Source organism: Streptomyces sp. CB02009, assembly GCF_001905825.1.
Taxonomy (GTDB): Bacteria; Actinomycetota; Actinomycetes; order Streptomycetales; family Streptomycetaceae; genus Streptomyces.
Genome location: NZ_LIVV01000016.1, coordinates 1 through 18,334, shown reverse-complemented (window position 1 = coordinate 18,334; position 18,334 = coordinate 1). Strand labels below are relative to the sequence as shown.

The window sequence follows — 18,334 nt, the reverse complement described above, 5'->3', positions numbered from 1 at the left end:
GCTCCTCCCCCCGGCCAGGCGCCGGGGGAGGAGCCCAGCTTCGGCCAGCCGAACTGCCGGCCCCCAACACCCTCAGGAGGACCGATGCACACCACCCTTCAGAACTGCCAGGACGCACTCGAAACCGCCCAGGACCAGGCCCAGGGCCTGACCCGAACCCTCACCGCCACCCTCGCCAGCATGGACCCGCACGCCGCCTACCTGGTGCTGCGCCGCCACCCCCACTCCGGCGAACTCCACCTCGACAGCCTCCGCACCGCCGGAGGCGGCACGCAGTGCGTCTTCGACTTCGACGACGTGGACACCCTCCCCGAGCTCACCGACCCCGAACTGCGCACGGCCTGGGGCCAGACCGACCCGCGCGACCCTCAGACCCTGCTCCAGGTCCTCCGCCAGCTCGACCGCCTCGGCACCCCGTTCGGTCGACTCCCCGACGCTGCCCAGGCGCAGGCCGACCCGTACGAGGACACGGCCGCCCTGCTGTGCCTCGTGGTCAACGCCGACGCGCCCGAGCCTGAAGGCCACGACCAGGAAGTGACCGTGCGCCTCGCCCTGACAGTGACCGAGGAGGTCACCTACGAATTCACCTCCGAGGTCCGCCTCCCCGCGTACATCGCCAACAACCCGAGCGCCCTCCACGGCTACCTTGCCGAGAACGAGGAGCTCTGGCTCGACGACCTCGACCCCGTCAGCGGCGTCACCATCAACGAGCGCAGCCTGGACGACGTCGAACTCACCCTCGCCGCCTAGACCTCCCAAGACCACACATGGGCGCTGAGGGCGTCCAGGAAGGCACGAAGCACATGCCGGAGTACAGCATCAGCTGGACCATCGAGATCGACGCTGAGACGCCCGTACACGCCGCCTACAAAGCACTCGCCGTCCAACGCGACCCCGAGTCCTGGGCCACGGTCTTCACCGTGCACACGGATGACGGTGACGTGGTCGTCGACCTCAACCCCCGTCAACCGGGCCCGCTGTCCCTGAGCGGCCCCTGAACCCTGACGGCATAGCCAGCACACCCTCGCGCCCCGACCCGGCCCACCGGCCGCGCCGGGGCGCCGCCATGTCCGGCCCAGGGCCACGTCGGCCGTCGGTAGCTGGACGGCGCCGCGCGGTCCGTACGGCGCCGCCAGCCGCTGCAGACGGCCTGTGCGCCGTCGGCTCGGCAGCGCGCCTCCACCGCGCGCCTCGGCACCGCGGGCGGGCGTCATCTTCGCGGCCGGCCATCGCGACGCAGGCGCCAGCGTTATGGAAGGCCGGCGGGGCGTCGGGGCGTGCCGCCGGCGGGCTTTCGGCTTGCCGCTGAACAGGGGAAACGCGCCTCCAAGACGTTCACAAAGTGATGAGTGACGGGTATAGTTGTTTCGCGGGCCGGTGGTGGCAGCCGACCTGCACCGAAAACCAACTCCCAGGAAAGGGGACCCCCATGCCCACCCTCCTCCAGGACAGCTACGCCCTCCGGGTCGAGCCCACCGGCGGATTCCGCCTCCTCGACTGGGGCTCCGAGATGAGCCCGCAGGACGCACTGGACGCTGACCAGGTCCGATGCGTCGACCTGACCACCCGGCTGATCATGTGGACCGACGAGTGGGCCTTCCCGCTCGGGCACCCCGACAACGGACCGGCCATCGAACTCCTGCACACCTACCGGGCCATGCCCTACAAGGTCAGCGGACTCGCCGTGTTCACCGGCACCACCACGTCCGGCGGCAGCGTGCTCGGCCTCACCGAGGACCAGGCGCTCGTACTCATCGACCGCTTCTTCAGCCGTCACCGCGACATCCCCCGGCCGCGCCGCTAAACGCAGGTCACCCCGGGCCCCGGAACCCAATTCCGGGGCCCCCGAATTCAGCGAAAGGAAACCATGAAATTCACCATCATCGGAGACTGGTACGAAGTCTGGGATCTCGCCTCAACATTCGCAGTCGTCGCCGACGGAGCGGATTTCGAGGAAGCCAAGGCAAACGCGGCCGCCGCAGTACTGGAAGCCTTCCCGCACCGCGCCGAGGAAGATGGGGAGACCCCTGAGACTCTCTGGGGCGGAGACCACGGTGCCTACGTCGTCGCAGCCTTCCTCGGAGACCTCGGAGCCCAGGCGGTCGACGCCGCGCACTTCAGGCTGATCGCGTGACCGCCGCCACCCAGACGTACACCGTCATCGGGCTGACCCTCGACGTCGACGGCACCGAGCTGCTCATCGCGGCCGTCCTCGCGGGCCCCGTCGCGGACCAGGTCGAGCTGCTCGCCACCAGCGAGGAGGACTTCACCCGGTGGGCCGAGGAGTTCAACGCCCCCGACCCGGACACTGCCGCGGATCTGGCCTACGCGTTCTGCCGCGACTTCGGCTACGCCGAGGAAGACACCGCAGGGGAGTACCTCCAGCGGGTCCTGGCCGAGGCGGGCGTCGAAGCCACCAGGGATGCACACCCGGGCTCCGGCGGCTCCTGGATCGCCGTCCCCACCCCCGACGGCGGCGAGGTCCTGCTCACCGGCCAGGACCGGCACGAGGCCGAGGTGGACTACCCGCTGACTGATCACGCCGGTTGGCTCGCCTGCGCTTTCGGCAGCGACGGTGTCGAGGCCACCGTCCTGTACGACTCCCACACCTCTGACCTGGCCGCTGACACCGCCGCCGCAGTCGCGGCCGTACGCGCCAGCATCACGACCGGATAGACGCCCTCCCGCCCTGCGCCCCCACCGTGCCCTGCCGCACGATGGGGGCGCACTCGCGTTCCGGTCGGCGGGTGCACCGGCTGAACCGCTCTGAGCCCGCGGCGGACTCCCTCCCGCACCCTCGGCGCACCGGCCGCGGCATGCTCCAGCGGTGCCGGCCACAGAGGAAGTGCCGGCGGAGCCCTCGCTGTCGACGGAATACGGGCGAGAGCGGTTCCCCCAGGTGGGCGGGCTAATGCGAGCACCGCAGTGATCAATGTGTGTTATAGTTGTCTCAGTGGTCGGCGGTGGCAGTCGATCGCAAACCGAATCCACGCACAGTCGTGAGGAGGCACCCATGTCCGACACCCTGCTCCGCACCCTTGATCTCGTCGAGCCCGGCGACCTGGTCCTGTACCACGGCAGCAAGCCCGAGTGCCACGGCCTCTACATGGCCCGGCTGTGCTTCTGCGCCCACTGCGGACACGCGGACCACGTCGGGAGCGCCGACACGCGCTACCACCTCACCGACCCGTTCGCCGAGGACACGGACGCCTGCGTGGTGCACCACGTGCGCCGCGCATCCATCACCCGGTCGGCCGTGAACGCCTGACCTTCCCTCGGGGCGCAGCCACCCGGCTGCGCCCCGCCCAGGGCGGCGGGGAGTGGCACCCCGCCGCCGCCGAGAACACCGCTCACGAAAGGGCAGACCATGACCGACAAGACCCTCATCAGCGGCACCGCGAACCCGGACAGCATGAGCCCCGACGCGATGCGCTGGACCCCCGAGGCGGAGCAGCCGGCCGTTTCCGTGGCCGACTTCTTCGGAGGAGCCATCCACGCGTACAGCCGCGCCAGCGCCCTCGCCGACGGGGCCCTGGTCGCCGTCGGCGACGACGTCGCACGCGAGGCAGGGTTCACGATCCCCGTGGCCCTCACCGCGGCGGCGTGGGCCGACTGCGTCGCCTGGACCGACCAGGACAACCGGCAGACCTGCCAGGACGAGACCGGACGCCTCTGGGACGTGCTCCGGATGACCCACTACGCCATCAAGCGGTCGGGCGACGGGACTTCCTGCACCGTCGAGCTCTACCGGGTTCCCCGCGATGGGGAGGGCCACGAGAGCGAGCGGGCGTGGCTGCTCGCCACATGCGGGCCCGGCGACGGGATGGAGCCCGTGCTCACGATCTCCCTGCCCGACGAGGACTGACCGGCCACGGTGGCGCCCACCCAGAAGTGGGGCGCCACAGGTTCGCAGCGCCTCTCGCGTACGGAAGTTCCCCGGGAAAGATCCACGAAGCTTCCCGCGAGTGATGCTCATAGGTTATAGTTGTCTCAACGGTTGGCGGTGGCAGCCGACCAGAGAACCGGAAGCAGACCGAGAGGAATCGGCATGGAAATCACGGCGTACGACAAGACCCCGTACGACACTGAGCGCCCCGCTGCGCTGTTGATGGGCTTCCTCAAGGCGGTGGGGGACGGCTTTCACCATCTCGTTGTCGCGGCATCCACGAACGGTGCCACCCTCTCAGCCTCCGTGCCGTTCACCAACGACGGCGCGACCAGCACCGTGGACCCGGACGACGCTCACGAAGCGATCTTTGTGCTCACCCTCGCCGCCGTGACTGGCGGTGGCGCGGTGATCCGCACGACCGTCGACCAGGGTTCCAAAGTGATGGGCTGGAAGCTGACGGAGTCCCACGCCAAACCCCTCAGCGCATCCGAAATCCTCCACGCCTACTGCAAGGACGCGGAGACCGGCGAAGTGATTCCGCCGGAGGAGGGCGTGAAGTACGTGGCCGCACCCAGCCTGACGGTCTGAACCGGTGGACTCCGGGGCGTGGGCGCTGCGCCCACGCCCCGGAGCTCTCCCGCCCGGCTGGGCCCGACGATCCCCTCCGCGGTGGGCGCACAAGAGACACCGGCTCCCCTGCTTGGCGTTGCTGCCAGCTCGCGGCTACTTCCACCGCCGTACTGGCAGCAGACGGCATAACGTTGCGTCCCTCACCTGCCCGACTCCTTGAGCACGTCGAGTTCTGCGCCGGGAGCGGCCATCGCCCGGAACGCTTCGGACGCGGAACCTCTCACGGCCCGTCGCCCAGGACCTCCCCGACGCCTCCGCCCCGGGCGCGGCCTCCTACGAGGTCGACGAGACCGAGTTTGCCGGCATGCGCGCCGCCGCCCTGGCGAGCTCAAGGCCGGCGTCACCAGCATGATCACCGACACCATCCACGGCTGCGGCTACGACGAGGCCCTGAGCGTCTACGGGCCCGAGCTGATGAACCGCGCCCGCCGGATCGACCAGATCCGCCGCAGCTCCCTGACCACCCTCGCCTGCGGCGCCTGAAGGAGGCATCGACCATGACCGACACCACCCAGACCACCACCGCCGCCGTCCCCACCCAGCGGAACACCACCGCTGCCGGCGCCGAGGCGTCGGGGGCCGACCTGGCCCGCCTCATGCTCCAGCGCGCCCGCCAGGACGCCAAGCAGCGCGGCAACGACCGGCCCGGCCCGGCCCGCCGCCCGAAGAAGACGTCGAACATCCAGCACCACGGGCGCGCCCCGGTCGGACTCTCCGGGGCTTTCCAGAGCCTGCTGGCCGACCGGGGCTGGGACGTCCCGGCCGCCGGCGGCAGCATCCTGGACCGCTGGCCCGACATCGCCGCCGCCGTCGCCCCCCCGACTCGCCGCCCACACCACCGCCCTCGCTTTCGACCCGGAGACCGGGCAGCTCGACCTGATGCCCGACTCGCCCGCCTACGCCACCCAGCTCCGGCTGATGCCCCCCCGGATCATCACCGCCACCAACGAGATGTCGGGCGCAGCCGCCGTGCGCACCGTCCGGGTCCGCCAGCCCGGCACGCTCCCCGTCACCTCACCCCCCCCGCCGCCGGAAGGACGGCGGCCGAGCCGGCCGGGCCGGTGAAGACGCGCGAGACCGCCTCTGCGGGATTCCGGCGCGTGCTCGCCCTCCACCACGAGGCGGGGACACCGTTCCAGCAGGACCCGGCCCTGGCCGCGGCCGTCGGCCGCCAGGCGCAGGTCCGCCTCGACCTCGGCACCCGCGCCTTTCCCGACATCTCGGGGGAGGACCAGGAGGGCGAGACGCCGACGTCGCTGGAGGAGTTCCGCGCCCAGCAGCGCCAAGCCAACGACGCCACCCGCAGTGCCGCGATCTTGCGGGCCCGCGCCGAGCGCGCCGGACGGACGGTGCCGCCTGCCGCGCCCGCCCTGCGGCAGGCCGGGTGAACAGCCACTGCGGCAGGACGGTCCACCGGCAGATCGCACAGGACCTTCGGTTGATCGAGGTACGTGTGTGACGTCCATCACACGTTTCGGTGGTCACGAAACGGTGCATCGTCGCCCCTTCCGTCTGTGTGACGTCTCCTTCTCCGCTCGCTGGTCTCTCATCGCAGGACAGGTCTCTGACCTGCAGTGGCGGTGCTCACCGCCGGGCTTTCCCCTGGTGTGCCGGCAGGTGAGCCGATGAGCGCGGTACTGGCGGCACAGGCAGTGGCCGGGGGTTTCCACGTGCGCCGCCATGCCCGGGGAAGGGTGGCTCTCGGTCCTGTTCCGGTACGGGGCCCGGGGCGTCCTTTGGCGCTGGGGCGGGGTACGCGGGTGCGTCTTCGTGCCGTGGTGCGGGCGTTGCTCGACCTGGATGGTCTGGACGGTGTGGTGGATGCAGCGCGGCTGGCGGTTGTGGTGCTGGCCTCACGGACGCCGGCGGAGTCGGGTGTGGTGGAGATCCGCACCTCCGAGCTGGGCCGTTGGCTAGGTATGTCGCAGTCGTATGTTGCCTCGGTTGTGATTCCGGCGCTGCGCCGCTCGGGCGTGGTGTCCATCAGCACGGCGGAGGGGGAGTTCGGCCAGGACGGCGGTCTGAAGTGCGAGGTGCTGGCGCTGACGAAGGCGCAGGACGTGGTTGGCCACCCGCTGGCGCTGGCCAAGAAGCAGCTCGCGACGCTGCTGGGGTTGTTGGAGGCGGTGATGGCTCCGGGCTGGGCGCACCAGGATGGCTCGGTCACTCCGGCCGGGCTGATCGGTACGCGTACCGGTCGGGGTGCGGCGACGGACCGCCTCGCGTTGCTGCTGCTGGTGCTGGAGGCGCGGGAGACCGGGCGGGTGCGGCTGTGTGGTGGGACCGTGGACACCAGGCGTGGACGAGCGGCGGCGACGGTGGCGCGGCTGCTGGGGTGCACGGCGTCGGCGGGGGAGCGGGTGCTGGAGCGCCTGGAGGACCGGGGGCTGGTGCTCCGGGTACGGCTGCAGACGGGCTCGGGTATGCCGAACAGGTCTCGGCTGATGGTGCCGGCGGTCGCTGCCGCGCACGGCCGTACGGTCGCCAGCGACGTTCAGGAGGACCGTGTGGCAGACCTGGAGGCCGATCTTTCAGACCCCGATGTTGCGGCAGGGCCTGGTGAGTCGCCGGAGGCGGAGAGGGATCTGCAGGTCAGCAGGGTGCTGGTGGAGGATGTGGCGGGTATTGCAGAGCCCGACGTTGCGGCAGACCTTCACACTGATCACCCTCACATGGTTACTCCCGTCGTCTCTCCGCAGCGCTCTGGCGGCTTTTCCGGCGAAGGCCGTGGGGGTCAGGGCCATCGGCCGGACCGCGCGTGCGTGCGTGAGGACCAGGTCCCGGAGCATGAGACGGCCGTTGCCGAGTCCGGGAGCCCGGTGGCAGAGGGCAGCCCGCTCCGCGGGGAAAAGCTCGCAGAGCCACCGGTCGATGAACAGGAGCAGGCAGGCACCGTTCCTGGTGGCCTCGGTAGCCGGCTTGCCGTAGTCGGTGGTCGAAAGACGCAGCAGCTGGGACGGGAGGAACTTCCTGCTGATCTTGGTCTGCGGGTGGCTCTGACGCCGGTGTCGTGGCTGTGGAAGAACCTGTCGCGCTGGCAGCAGGACCACGTGGTGAAGGCCACGAAGGCGGAGCTGGCGCACTCGGGGCGGGTGCTGCAGTGGCCGGGTCAGGCCCCGTCGCTGCTGGCCGCCCGGCTGCAGGCCCGGCTCGAGGAGACCGGTGGCGAGGCCCTGATCACCACCCCGTTCGGGTGGATCACGCACCGCGGACTGGTACGCCGGCCGTCGTGCTCGGATGTGCGGTGCGACGATGGCACACGGCTCGACACCGGCGCCGACTGCGACAACTGCGCCAACGTACTCCACGTTCGTCGTGCCTGGCGGGTGCGGATCGCGACCGAGGTGGACGAGCAGTTGCCCGGCCTGGGGCAGGACGAGCGATACCGGGAGATCGAGGCCCGGATGCGCCGTCATGCCAAGGCGGAAGCCGTCGGCTTCGTTGCCCGCCGCGAAGAAGCCCGGGAGCGGAAGGTGCGGCGTGCGGCGTTCCGTGCCGAGGCAGAAACGCTGGCCGCAGCCGAGGCCGCAGTCCGGCAGGATGTCACGTGTGAGGAGTGCGGCCGGGAGCGGTCGGCCGGGCTGTGCGAGGCATGCGACCACCGGCGGCAGATCGAGGTCCTGATCAGCGAGGCCGGCCTCCTCCAGGCCACCTGGTCGGCCGACCTGACCGACCCGTCCAGCATCGCGGCCGTCACCGCCGAGGTCCGCGCGGCCATCGAGAACGACATCGCTGCCGAGTGGGCGCAGTTCCAGAAGATTACCGACCTTGCCGACCTGGATGCCGCCGGTCCCGAAGCCGCCAAGGACGCAGCCGCGTACAACGCGTTCTTCACCGCCGAGGACGCGGTCGCGGACTACCGGCAGCGTGCACTGGACACGCTGGGCCGCAGCGAGGAAGCCCTAGCCGAGGCACGCAAGGCGTACGCCACCGAACGCGGCAAACCCTGGCACCAGTCCATGCCCGACGGCGACGCCGCCCTCCGCGCCGCGACCCAGGCTGCCGCGACAGCCCAGACCCGGACCGCCGAGCACCTCCTGGCCGTACGGCTGGAGAGGCTACGTGCCAAAGGCCGCCCCGAGCCGGTCCGCCGCGTGCCGTGGTCACAGCGTCTGCCCGAGCTCGCCGCCGTCCCGCTGCACGGCGAGAACGCGAAGGCGATGGCGTGAACGCCCGTACCGGACGTGCCCCAACACCTCGCACCCGAACGCGCGATGCGGGCTACACCCCCCGGTCATGGCGGACCGCCGGTCGTCGCTGTAGCGACACGCCGCCACGAGTGGGCCGTTCGGGTGCTTTGCCGGGTCCCGCATCGGTAGGGTCGCGCCATGGACGACGTACGCGGCACGGTCTACGCATTCCTCTACGGTCCTGCCGAGCGCTTCGACGAGGCCCTCGCTGCCCTGCACGCCGCTGGTATCACAGCGGCGCGCGACACCATCGAGCTGGAGGCGATCCGCGCCCTCTTCAGCGACGGGTCAATCCGCCCCTCAGCAGAGTTCATCTACCAGTGCCGGGACCGGGCCATCGCCGCTTCCGCGGGCACCGGCTTCACGGTGGCCGTCGAAAGGATGGGGATCGAGGAGGGCAACGCCGCAACCAGGAAGATCACGTACAACCGCCATACGGGCGAGTACCTCGGACAGTTCGTCGACACCGAAGCACCCCTCTTCATGCGTGAGGAGCAGCTGCAGCGCCTGGCCGACGAGCAGGGAATCACCGTCAGCGACATTGAGCTGCGGGACCCGCCGTACATGACGCCGCCGACGGCGTAACGGGGGTCGCCTGGGAGCTCACTCCATCAGGCGAGTGTCCATCCGATGGGGCAGGAGTCCCGCATCAGCTGCGTGACCCACTCCGGGACCCAGTGGGCTTCATGCGTGAACTCGACGTCCACCAGGCCACTCTCCTTCGCCTCGCCAGGCTTCCTCGGCGATCCGAAGACGCGCGCCCTGGCGGTCGTGCGCTCGTTGGGCGGGTAGTAGTGGCGTAGTGGATCCGGATGTAGGTCGGCACAAGCAGGCCGGCACCGTACGGGAGTGGAACCTCCGGGGCTCCGCTCGGTAGCTCAAGGACGACAGTCCGGAATTCCGAAAGATGTCGAGTCCGGATGCGGGTGGTCGTCTGGTGCAACTCGTCCGCCATGACGGCCTCCTAGCGGGTGAGTCCTGTGGCCGTGTTCTCCAGCCATCGCACCGCCCAGGCGATCCCCTCATCGAAGTCGCGCGTGCCTTCGGGGGCGGCTGCCTGGAGACGCTGTGCAAGCACTCGGAGGTCTGACTGCAGCCCCTTGGCCTTAGCGCGTTCCATCTCGTCTCGAAGTTCGTCCGGCACGGCCCAGTCGGATGATGCTCCCTGCTCGCGCTTCCGCTCCTCTTCGGCCTCCTGCTCCGCCCAGCGCTCGTTGATGGTCTCGATGAAGGGCAGCTTCAGAAGGAGCTCCGCGTCGCTCAGCGCGGCAAGCGCGGGCTTCACGACAACAATCACTCTGGCGCCGTCGGGCATGACGATCGCACGGCTGACCAGGTCTTCGCTCACGGCGATCTCCGTTCTCTGGACTGCCACACTCACTGACAGAAACCTGCTGGTCAATGGCTTTGACCAGGAATCACTACGCAGAGAGGGCCCCAGTGCGGTGCCGGGGCCTCTTCAGTCGTACGCGATCTGCGCTTCGGCTTGATACAAGTGAGGTGCCGGGACGCCGCCGAGCTCGCTCTGCCCGCGATCCAGGCGGAGGTCACGGGGCTGCTGAACGAGCAGCACTCGGTGACCCCACCTACATGACGATGCGAGAGCTGTTCGATCGAGCTGCGCGAGGAGCTCGGTCCCCCCCGGCGACAGGGACCGCTTCGACATCGAACGCGACACCGTCGCCCTAGAGCACGCGCGGGGAAGGCCCCGGTCGCAGGTGGCGGGCGGAAACCAAAGCGGCCGGCGCCCACTTCCGCCGAGGCGGGTGGCAAGGGCGCCGGCCAACCGAAAACACACACTCCGGGAAACCCGAGAGGCGTATCTCGCTTCTGAGTGTATCCGTACGAGGCGGCGTTGCGGATCCAGCCGACTTGCCAGCGATGATACAAGCTAGGTAATGTTGTCTTGCTCGCGGGTGGTGGCAGCCCGCAGCGCCGAACACACACCCACCCACTCAGGAGGCCCCATGCCCCTCTCCCCCACCCACTCCGCCGCCAGCACGACGCAGAACGCTGCCGCGTCCGCGTGGCCGGCCACCGCCGAAGCCGCGGACGCTGAACTCGCCCACCTTGCCGAGCTCCTGGCCGAGGCCGGCGTCACCGCCGTTCCCGGCGCGGGCGTCCTGGCGGCTCCCGGCCTCGCCGCGGGCCCGGGCGACACCGCCGGCATCCGGGTGCGCACCACCGCCAACCCGCCCCACGCCCTCTACCTCATCGCCGCCGGCCGCCTCACCCCGCACACCACCGCCGGCAGTGCCTTCGCTCACCTCCGCCCGCTCCTCGAGGCGGCCGCCCGCCCCTGCGACGGATGCGGCGCCGAGGCCGGCGAGCCGTGCAACCCGCACTGCCTGCCCGACCCGACGACCGACTGACACCCCCGCCGGCGGGGCGCGACGAGCGCCCCGCCCTGTGATGAAGGAGAAGCACATGATCCGCGCCGGACGCCTGCCGTACGTCCAGACCATGTCCGACCTGGCTGACGCCCTCGGCAAGAAGCTCACCACGCTTCGAAACCAGAAGCCCTACGCGGCAGAAGGCCACCCGGCGCCCATCAGCTCGCCCGACGCCCGCAACCAGCTCTGGGACGCGGAGCAGACCAAGGCCTTCTACGCCGGCGAGCCCATCCCCGAGCTGCCCCAGGTCGACGACGACGAGGACCTCCTCGACCGCCACGAGGCCGCCCAGGCGCTCGGCATCGAACCCGTCACCTGGAACACCTACAAGAAGGACCCGGCTCTGGTCGCCGGCATGGTCCTCGTGCCTGCCGGCCCCAAGGGCACCGAGCACTGGCCCCGCCGACTGGTCACCGCGTACAAGGACAGCCGGCCCGGCCGCGGCGCCGGCGGCGGCCGCCGCGAGGGCAGCGGCGACATGATCCCCCGCGACCAGATCCTGCCCCGGATCGCCGAGCTCCTGGACGCCGACCCCGCCGTCACCGTCGAGACCGTCTCCGACACCCTCGGCATCACCAAGTTCCCCACCGCGCAGAACGGCCTGGCCACCCTCCGAGGCAGGCGCATCGCCGACCTCGTCGAGCAGCAGCCCGGCCTCGACCTGAAGGACGCCGCTCTTCAGCTGGGCTACCCCGCCATCACCCACCGCGCCGCCGTCACGCACGCTGAGCGCGAGCTCCACGCCCGCGGCGCCCAGCCCTACCTGCAGCACACTGCCGACGCCCTGGCCGCCGCCGGCATCGCCCAGCAGGCCCAGGTCGAGATCCGCCAGCTCGACGGCGACGCCCTGGCTACCGCCGTGATCCTCAACCCTGACCAGCCGGCCGCAGCCGTAGTGTGGGACTCCCGCTTCGGCTGGCGCACCTCCACCAGCCGCCGGCACCCCATCGGCAAGGACACCGACACCCCACCCGAGGGCGAGGGAATCCGCTACCTGGGCAGCGGACTCCAGCCCAACCCCGACGAGCTCCTCGCCGCCCTGCACGACGGCCGCATGGGCACCAAGCGCCCTCACCCCAAGCCCTGACGCACCAGCAGCCGAGATGTGGGCACCGACGGCCCGCCCGCGCCCAGTCCGGACCGAACCCTCCACCACACCCGCGGGGGCGAGGGAGACGCAGTCTGCACCCAGCAGCCCGACTGCGACACGTACGGCCAGGAGATGGCCCTGACCGGCCACCACCAGAGAGTGGCAGCCAGTGCGCGGTTCACCGTGTTCCGGGCTCGGGCCGCTGCCGGGGCCTTGCCAGAGCAGGCGGACAAGATCGTGTCGAAGCTGGAAGCCAAGGCCACCGAGTCGGTTCGCGGCTGGGGTACACCACCCCGCCGACCAGGCCCTCGAGGAGACCGTGCGACTCATCGTCGACGCGGTCTCCGCTGACGAGGGCTGGCGGATCAGCATCCACCCGACCAGGACAAATGCTCGTCGTCGTCCTCAGCCACGCGGCTGCCGGCGCCGACGATGCGGTCCTCGCCGACCTCTCTGCCGTCCCCGGCACCGCCAGCTGCGACACCGACACCTCCGACGAAGGCCGACGGGTGTGGGTGGTGCTGTCCTCCGAACCCCCGCGGACCAGGCAAGGCTGAACGGGAGTCACGCGTCACCTCCGTCCGCGCGGGGTCGTTATCAGCGAGCCGCAGAACACCCCAGGAGGTCCCATGGCTCAGGAACCCGACTACGACACATTCGCGGAGATCTACAGTCGGGGCGGGAGGCAGGCGCTCGAGGGAGCGCTGGCCCACTACGCGCCGCGTGCCTCCTGGGCCAGCCTGAACGACGCGGAGAACCTGGCTGTTCAGGTCGTCGAAGGCGCGGCAGCCCGGACCGTGGCCCATGTCGACCAGCTCGAAGCCCAGGCTGCAGCACTAGCGGCGGAGATCGAACGGAAGCGGGCCCGCATCCAGGTGTATGAGCGGGAGATCGAGTCCATCAACAGCGCAGCTTTGAGCCACATCCTCGACGACGTGGACCCGGAAGCTGTGCCCAGGAGCTAGCCTCGGAGGCGTACCCGATCCGGATGGGGGCCGTGATGGCGCACCTGACTTTCGACGAGGCTGAACAGCGGGAGCTGCGTGACGCCGCGCGCGCCGAGTTCCCCGGGAACCCGGCGCTCGCCTACGTGCTCGAGAACCTTGCCGCCGAGGGCATCGACCTCGACCGGTGCCGTGACTGGGACGACATCCGGGCCGAGAAGGGCCTGCCCGAGCACGACGGCGGGGCCCAGGGTGTCGCCTAAGCACTCCCGTGGTGGCCGCCGGCCTCGGATCGTGTTTATCGAACCTGCCGAGACGCAGGTTCGCGTCCTCACCACCGAGCAGACCGGCCGCCTGGACGCGGCCCTCAACGCGATCGCGGCCGACCCCACTGACGTGAAGCCGCACGCCACCGCGTCGGCACTTCGCGACTTCCAGCACGACGGCATCCGCGTCATCTTCTACGCGACCGCGCTCGGCAGCATCCTCATCGTCACCTACGTCGAAGCCGACTGACCTGCCCCGTGCTCGGCCTTGCCGGAACGTGTGCGTCAACCTGTCCGTCACCGCCGGCGTAGGCATGTAGCCCGTGCGGGCGGCAGCGAACCGATACGCCTGCCTGCAGCCGTCGCCAGGCCGCTACGGTCACCTCTGGGAGGTCGGGCCGACTGGTCAGTTGATCCGCCTCCCGTGTGCCCCCGCACCCAGTGATCCCCGGTGCGGGGGCACCATACGCTCCCGGCTGGCTACGGGGCGGGTTCGCCTTCCGCCGACTCGTCGAAGTAGACGGTGCCGGCTTCGTCCATCCGCGGGTGAAGGGCGTAGGGGGCATGGGTGTTGACGTCGGAAGAGCGTGGCCCTTCCGGGCCGTCGGGGCCCCAGCGCAGGAGGCGGCGGGCGCGGCCGATCCTGAAGACGGTGCCGTGGACCTCTACCTCGTTGAGCCGGCCGCCTCGGAGCCGGTCCGCGGCATCGGCGAACACCGCCAGCTCGGCGGCCGCCGGGCTGGCGTTCTCGGCGACGACGGTGTGCGCGTCGATCTCTGGCTCGGCGTCGTAGGGGATCAGGCCCCGCGTGCGCGGTTCCATCCAGGTCAGGGCGAAGGCGAGGGTCCGGCGTGCGTCGTGAGCGGTGGCCTGCAGACCGCTGCCCGGTGTCCAGGGCTCGGTGCCGGACCGCTCGACGATCAGGAACGCCGGCGGCATGAGGACGACGTCGGGGTGACTCTCCACGGCCCGTGCCGAGTCGTGAAGGACGGGCTCGGGGAACCGGATACCCGAGTAGGCCAGGGAGCGAAGGGACAGGCGCTCCGCCGCCTGGAGCGGTGAGAGGGGGGCGTCCGGGTCCAGGACGAGGCCGTCGTCGACCTGTGGGCCGCTGGCGCCGGGGCTCCAGTCGGGGGTGAGGGGTTCGGGGTCGGTGGGCCGGGGCGTTTCGATGTCGCCATGCTCGTCGATGGCCGCGTACTCCTCGGCCCGCACCACGCGGTAGCGGGTGCCGAGCACAGTGAGCTCGTCGACGCACTCCTTCTCCAGGCGGGCGACCGCCGCCAGGAGCACACGCCGCTGATCCGGGTTCATCGCCTCATTCTTCGCCCGGAACCACAGCAAGGAGTTCAGTGCGTCCCGCGCCCGCTGCGGACAGCCGTGGGCGACATCGAGGACCACCTGCCACTGCCGCCCGCCGCTCTCGCTCTGCACGGCCACCCCGAACAGCGGGCCGCGTACGACCAGACCGCTGCTGCGCGCCGCGGCGTCGAGGGCATCGGCCTCCATCGCGGCCTCTACCGGCTCCACCGGAACCCTCACCACCACCGGCCACCCGTCCGCTCCCGCACCTGCTGCGCTCATGCCGCCATCCTGGCGGCCTGAGTGCGGTCACATCACGGTTTCGCCGGATCGTCCACCATCCCGAGTGGCGGGCCTGGGCTTCAGATAAAGGGCGTGCAAGCACCGCGCTGACTCGTGAGGCGACCCGGCGCGAGCGCTCGCTCAACTCCGAGTCCGAGCTGGTCCGCGCTCGCGGGAAGGGCACGTCAACCGGATCAAGATGCTCAAGCGCCAGATGTTCGGCCGGGCAGGCTTCGCCCTTCTGCGGAAGCGCGTCCTCATGTCCTGATCACCGACGACGGGGGGAACTCGACGGCAGCGGCGCCAGCGGATGTGCAAGCCTTCCCATCCCAGATGCCGACAGAGAAGACTTGATGACCAGCGACGACGCCCTCGATCAGCTCAGACACATCGCGCGTGAGCGAGCATTCGGCAGGCATGTTGGGTCGGACCGGCTCATACAGGCAGGTCTGGACGCGCTGATAGCTGGGGTCGAAAGCCCGTCCCTGGCCATGCTGGCTGGACTTCTCCGGAGCGAAGAGCCCGAAGCGCCAGAGCTCTTCGACCAAGTACTGGAGGAGATGGGACTGCTCTTCCACGCGCCCACAGACCCCCGGGCCGCAAAGTGGGCGATGGCTGACTGGATCGCCGGTCAGATCGCCGACGGATCCCTGGATCCCGCCGCCGGCACTCACCTCATCTGGGCAGACATCGCCTATGACCTCGGCTACCCCGACGAGCTGAAACCCCTTGTGCACTGCGCGCACAACCTAGACGGCTGGGAGGAGAGCTGGGGAGTCTCCGTCGAGGAACTCAACGGAGAAGCGGTTGAGGCAGCGAAGCAGTTCCTCAGCAAGAGGTCTGTAGCCGAGGGGGGAAACTAACCCGGGGTTCATTCTCGCCATCGGGACGGTCAACCACGAGGTGCTCCGCTCACTCAACGTGGCCGCACCACAGAACTGAGCCAGAGCCGGAACTCGTGAACAAAGCCAGGGGAGCGAAGGCTGGGGAGAGCGGGTGATCGGGACGCTGTGCAGAGCATCGTCGTCCTGTTCCCCTCCGGGGAGATCATCGGCATGCCGGCCGAGGGGAGAGAGGAGCACTGTGCCGGGGCTCGCGGCGTCAACCAGGGCGAGCCGCCCGGTGATCGTTTTCGGTGAACCTGGCGGCCCCCACGAGTGACATCCCACGGATCCACCCGGCCCGCTCTCACCGGAGCCGGTATTTCTGCGGACCGTGATCACTTACCTGACCCGGGCCGCAGCAGCGGCCACGCTCGCCCTGGCCTCCCTCGCCGTCACCACGCCCGCACACGCCGGCGGCGACACCCCCGCCGGCCTGCTCACCCTGCCCGGCGCCGTCGCCGCCCTCCCGGTCGCCGAGGAAGCCCAGAATGACACCTACTCACGCGACTTCTTCCGCCACTGGAACAGGGGCCTGAACCTCACCGACGCGTGCAGTACGCGAGGCGAGGTCCTGATCTCCGAGGCCGTCGAGGCCCCGGTCATCGGCGCGAACTGCGCACTGACCGGGGGCGCGTGGTGGAGCTACTACGACGAAACCGAGGTCCGCTCGGCCTCCGGTCTCGACATCGACCACATGGTCCCGCTCAAGGAGGCCTGGGGGTCCGGCGCCTGGGAGTGGACGGCCGAGCGCCGGGAGGCCTACGCGAACGACCAGAACGCCGCGGTCTCGCTGATCGCGGTCACCGCCCGCTCCAACCGGGCCAAGGCGGACAAGGACCCGGCCCAGTGGATGCCGCCGGCGCCCAGTGCCCGCTGCCGGTACGCCACCGAGTGGACCGCGACGAAGCTGCGCTGGAACCTGAACGTGGACCCCGCGGAGGCCGGCGCCCTCCAGGCGCTCGCCGCCGAGTGCCCGGACGCGATCGTCCAGTTCGAGCCCGCCGAGTAGGACGCCGGATCGCCGTCTGCGGCTCGGGGGATCCGCAGACGGCGACGCCGCCCGCCCCGCCTGCTCACAGGATCACAGCTCAAACCATTGCATTCGAGGGTGAAAGGGTGCGTATGGCTGTGAAGTGTGGGGGTAGGCGGGTGCCGAGCGGACCGGGGCCGCTCACGGGCCCGCGGACTCCCCCTTCCCGCCGGGCCCGACCGGGTGGAGGACCGGCCCGCACCAGCGGTGTTGTGCGGGCCGGTCTCCCCGAAGGCGGGGAAACCGCGGCGTGCTGCCGGTCGAGGGCCGGTCCCGCACACGTGCGAAAGGACGCGGGACCGGCTGTGGACGCCCGTCCTGTGGGAGTCATGGCGACCGTACGACGCACCTGTTGCAGTGCGCAGGTTCTGATCCGCCGTCAGTGGCCCGCCGGCAGACCGTGCGGGAACCGCTCGGCGGGCCAGCCGCCTCCGGGCTGCCTCAGATTTCAATACGCCGGTGCCACCAGTGCAGATGTTCTGGGGCGAAAGGATCGTTGACGGTTCGTCTGAGGACGCGTGCGTCGACAGGGGCCAGCGCGGCTCGCAGCTCTCGTCGAGCCCGGGCCCGCAGGTTCCATGCCGCCACTTCGAGCAGTGTGCGGATATGCCCGGTTGGGACGTCTGAATACCCGTAGTGCCACTCCTCAGCACCACGGGGTCGGCCGGCCCGCAGGGTCCAGCGCCGGAATGCGAGCGCAACATCACCCCTGGACAGGCCGCGCTCGCGCTCTGGCTGTACGCGTACCACCTGTTCATCGTCTCGGCGCGTGGCCTCGTACGGCTGGTCTGCGGGAAGACCGGCTGGGCGAAGACCCGGCGGAACGCCGAGACGGCGGGCGTGGGCCCGGTCGCCACGGAGGCCTGAGGAGCCGCACCGTGCCCCGGACTCTCGGACGACCGTGGCGTGCTCATCGTCCGTCGGCTTCGCGCAGGACGCGCAACGGGAGAGGTTCGACGACCCACCTCGACTCTATCGTTGCGGTGACCGGGCGGAAGGCTCGCACCGGCTCGAAATCGAAGGGGAGCACGTGCGGAACGGTGTGGCAGTCAGTGCGGTGGACCGGCTCGAGGAGTACCGACGCGAGCTGACCGGGTACTGCTACCGGATGCTGGGGTCGTACGCCGAGGCCGAGGACGCCGTACAGGAGACAATGGTCCGGGCCTGGCGGAACATCGACCGGTTCGAGGGTCGCTCGTCGCTGCGGTCATGGGTGTACCGCATCGCCACGAACGTCTGTCTGGACGCCCTGGCCTCTGGCAGGCGGCGGGCCCTGCCCATGGACCTGTCCGGACCCAGCGACGGCAACACCGCCCCGGCGCCTGCGGCGGAGGCCGGACTCTGGGTGGAACCCTGCCCGAGCGGAGATCCCCAGGCGTCCGCGACGACGGGCGAGTCGGTCCGGCTGGCGTTTGTCGCCGCGCTCCAGCACCT

General features: G+C 70.3%; 24 protein-coding genes. 22 read left to right on the top strand and 2 right to left on the bottom strand.

The window, feature by feature from the left end; genetic code table 11:
• The first annotated feature begins 84 nt into the window (after positions 1-84).
• From AMK27_RS43955 to AMK27_RS39335, 12 genes are all read left to right on the top strand, one after another.
• Entirely contained in the window at positions 85-750 is a 666-nt protein-coding gene (locus tag AMK27_RS43955; protein ID WP_241847775.1) for a hypothetical protein, read from the top strand.
• A 53-nt stretch (positions 751-803) separates the two neighbouring features.
• Positions 804-998 (top strand): hypothetical protein, encoded by a 195-nt coding sequence (locus AMK27_RS39380; RefSeq protein ID WP_073919242.1) that lies wholly within the window; start codon positions 804-806, stop codon positions 996-998.
• Positions 999-1,429: 431 nt separating this feature from the next.
• On the top strand, positions 1,430-1,804 hold the full coding sequence (locus AMK27_RS39375; RefSeq protein ID WP_073919165.1) for a DUF3846 domain-containing protein: 375 nt from the start codon (positions 1,430-1,432) through the stop codon (positions 1,802-1,804).
• A 63-nt stretch (positions 1,805-1,867) separates the two neighbouring features.
• Complete coding sequence (locus AMK27_RS39370; protein WP_073919163.1) at positions 1,868-2,134, top strand: hypothetical protein; 267 nt, start codon at positions 1,868-1,870, stop codon at positions 2,132-2,134.
• The gene (locus AMK27_RS43175; RefSeq protein WP_073919161.1) at positions 2,131-2,676 is read left to right on the top strand and encodes a hypothetical protein; all 546 of its coding nucleotides are present in this window, start codon (positions 2,131-2,133) and stop codon (positions 2,674-2,676) included. Before AMK27_RS39370 ends, AMK27_RS43175 begins: the two co-directional genes overlap by 4 nt.
• A gap of 337 nt (positions 2,677-3,013) precedes the next feature.
• Positions 3,014-3,268, top strand: a complete 255-nt coding sequence (locus tag AMK27_RS39360; protein WP_073919159.1) for a hypothetical protein — start codon at positions 3,014-3,016, stop codon at positions 3,266-3,268.
• 99 nt (positions 3,269-3,367) lie between these two features.
• A complete protein-coding gene (locus tag AMK27_RS39355) occupies positions 3,368-3,865 on the top strand; it encodes a DUF6573 family protein (RefSeq protein ID WP_198956021.1) in 498 nt (165 codons plus the stop codon).
• Between the two features lie 183 nt (positions 3,866-4,048).
• Entirely contained in the window at positions 4,049-4,477 is a 429-nt protein-coding gene (locus AMK27_RS39350) for a hypothetical protein (RefSeq protein ID WP_073919157.1), read from the top strand.
• 390 nt (positions 4,478-4,867) lie between these two features.
• The gene (locus AMK27_RS44275; protein ID WP_274535769.1) at positions 4,868-5,002 is read left to right on the top strand and encodes a hypothetical protein; all 135 of its coding nucleotides are present in this window, start codon (positions 4,868-4,870) and stop codon (positions 5,000-5,002) included.
• 72 nt (positions 5,003-5,074) lie between these two features.
• The gene (locus tag AMK27_RS43950) at positions 5,075-5,584 is read left to right on the top strand and encodes a DciA family protein (protein WP_241847785.1); all 510 of its coding nucleotides are present in this window, start codon (positions 5,075-5,077) and stop codon (positions 5,582-5,584) included.
• A gap of 713 nt (positions 5,585-6,297) precedes the next feature.
• Positions 6,298-8,688 carry a hypothetical protein gene (locus AMK27_RS42170; RefSeq protein ID WP_274535770.1) on the top strand — a complete coding sequence of 797 codons (2,391 nt, stop codon included), beginning with the start codon at positions 6,298-6,300 and terminating at the stop codon, positions 8,686-8,688.
• Positions 8,689-8,847: 159 nt separating this feature from the next.
• Entirely contained in the window at positions 8,848-9,294 is a 447-nt protein-coding gene (locus AMK27_RS39335) for a hypothetical protein (RefSeq protein ID WP_073919155.1), read from the top strand.
• Positions 9,295-9,673: 379 nt separating this feature from the next.
• Here the strand turns inward: AMK27_RS39335 and AMK27_RS39330 are convergent, their stop codons facing one another.
• A complete protein-coding gene (locus AMK27_RS39330) occupies positions 9,674-10,057 on the bottom strand; it encodes a hypothetical protein (protein WP_073919153.1) in 384 nt (127 codons plus the stop codon).
• Between the two features lie 619 nt (positions 10,058-10,676).
• Here AMK27_RS39330 and AMK27_RS39325 point away from each other — a divergent pair.
• From AMK27_RS39325 to AMK27_RS39305, 6 genes are all read left to right on the top strand, one after another.
• Positions 10,677-11,081 carry a hypothetical protein gene (locus tag AMK27_RS39325; protein WP_073919152.1) on the top strand — a complete coding sequence of 135 codons (405 nt, stop codon included), beginning with the start codon at positions 10,677-10,679 and terminating at the stop codon, positions 11,079-11,081.
• A gap of 55 nt (positions 11,082-11,136) precedes the next feature.
• Positions 11,137-12,189, top strand: a complete 1,053-nt coding sequence (locus tag AMK27_RS39320) for a DUF6292 family protein (protein WP_073919150.1) — start codon at positions 11,137-11,139, stop codon at positions 12,187-12,189.
• A gap of 392 nt (positions 12,190-12,581) precedes the next feature.
• Complete coding sequence (locus AMK27_RS42870) at positions 12,582-12,749, top strand: hypothetical protein (RefSeq protein WP_158076967.1); 168 nt, start codon at positions 12,582-12,584, stop codon at positions 12,747-12,749.
• Positions 12,750-12,821: 72 nt separating this feature from the next.
• Positions 12,822-13,157: a hypothetical protein gene (locus AMK27_RS39315; protein WP_073919149.1), complete on the top strand. Its 336-nt coding sequence runs from the start codon at positions 12,822-12,824 to the stop codon at positions 13,155-13,157.
• Between the two features lie 35 nt (positions 13,158-13,192).
• Positions 13,193-13,399 (top strand): hypothetical protein, encoded by a 207-nt coding sequence (locus AMK27_RS39310; protein ID WP_143204937.1) that lies wholly within the window; start codon positions 13,193-13,195, stop codon positions 13,397-13,399.
• A gap of 31 nt (positions 13,400-13,430) precedes the next feature.
• Complete coding sequence (locus tag AMK27_RS39305; RefSeq protein WP_241847774.1) at positions 13,431-13,652, top strand: hypothetical protein; 222 nt, start codon at positions 13,431-13,433, stop codon at positions 13,650-13,652.
• A gap of 230 nt (positions 13,653-13,882) precedes the next feature.
• On the opposite strand, the gene AMK27_RS39300 is transcribed toward AMK27_RS39305, so the two are convergent.
• Positions 13,883-14,986, bottom strand: a complete 1,104-nt coding sequence (locus AMK27_RS39300; protein ID WP_073919144.1) for a DUF5954 family protein — start codon at positions 14,984-14,986, stop codon at positions 13,883-13,885.
• A gap of 353 nt (positions 14,987-15,339) precedes the next feature.
• Between AMK27_RS39300 and AMK27_RS39295 the strand changes: the two genes are divergently transcribed.
• The 4 genes from AMK27_RS39295 to AMK27_RS39280 form a co-directional block, all read left to right on the top strand.
• Positions 15,340-15,849 (top strand): hypothetical protein, encoded by a 510-nt coding sequence (locus AMK27_RS39295; protein ID WP_073919143.1) that lies wholly within the window; start codon positions 15,340-15,342, stop codon positions 15,847-15,849.
• A 352-nt stretch (positions 15,850-16,201) separates the two neighbouring features.
• Complete coding sequence (locus AMK27_RS39290; protein WP_073919141.1) at positions 16,202-16,879, top strand: HNH endonuclease family protein; 678 nt, start codon at positions 16,202-16,204, stop codon at positions 16,877-16,879.
• A gap of 657 nt (positions 16,880-17,536) precedes the next feature.
• A complete protein-coding gene (locus tag AMK27_RS44620; protein WP_445194898.1) occupies positions 17,537-17,767 on the top strand; it encodes a hypothetical protein in 231 nt (76 codons plus the stop codon).
• A 241-nt stretch (positions 17,768-18,008) separates the two neighbouring features.
• On the top strand, positions 18,009-18,334 hold a 326-nt coding region (locus AMK27_RS39280), incomplete at its 3' end, for a sigma-70 family RNA polymerase sigma factor (protein ID WP_241847783.1).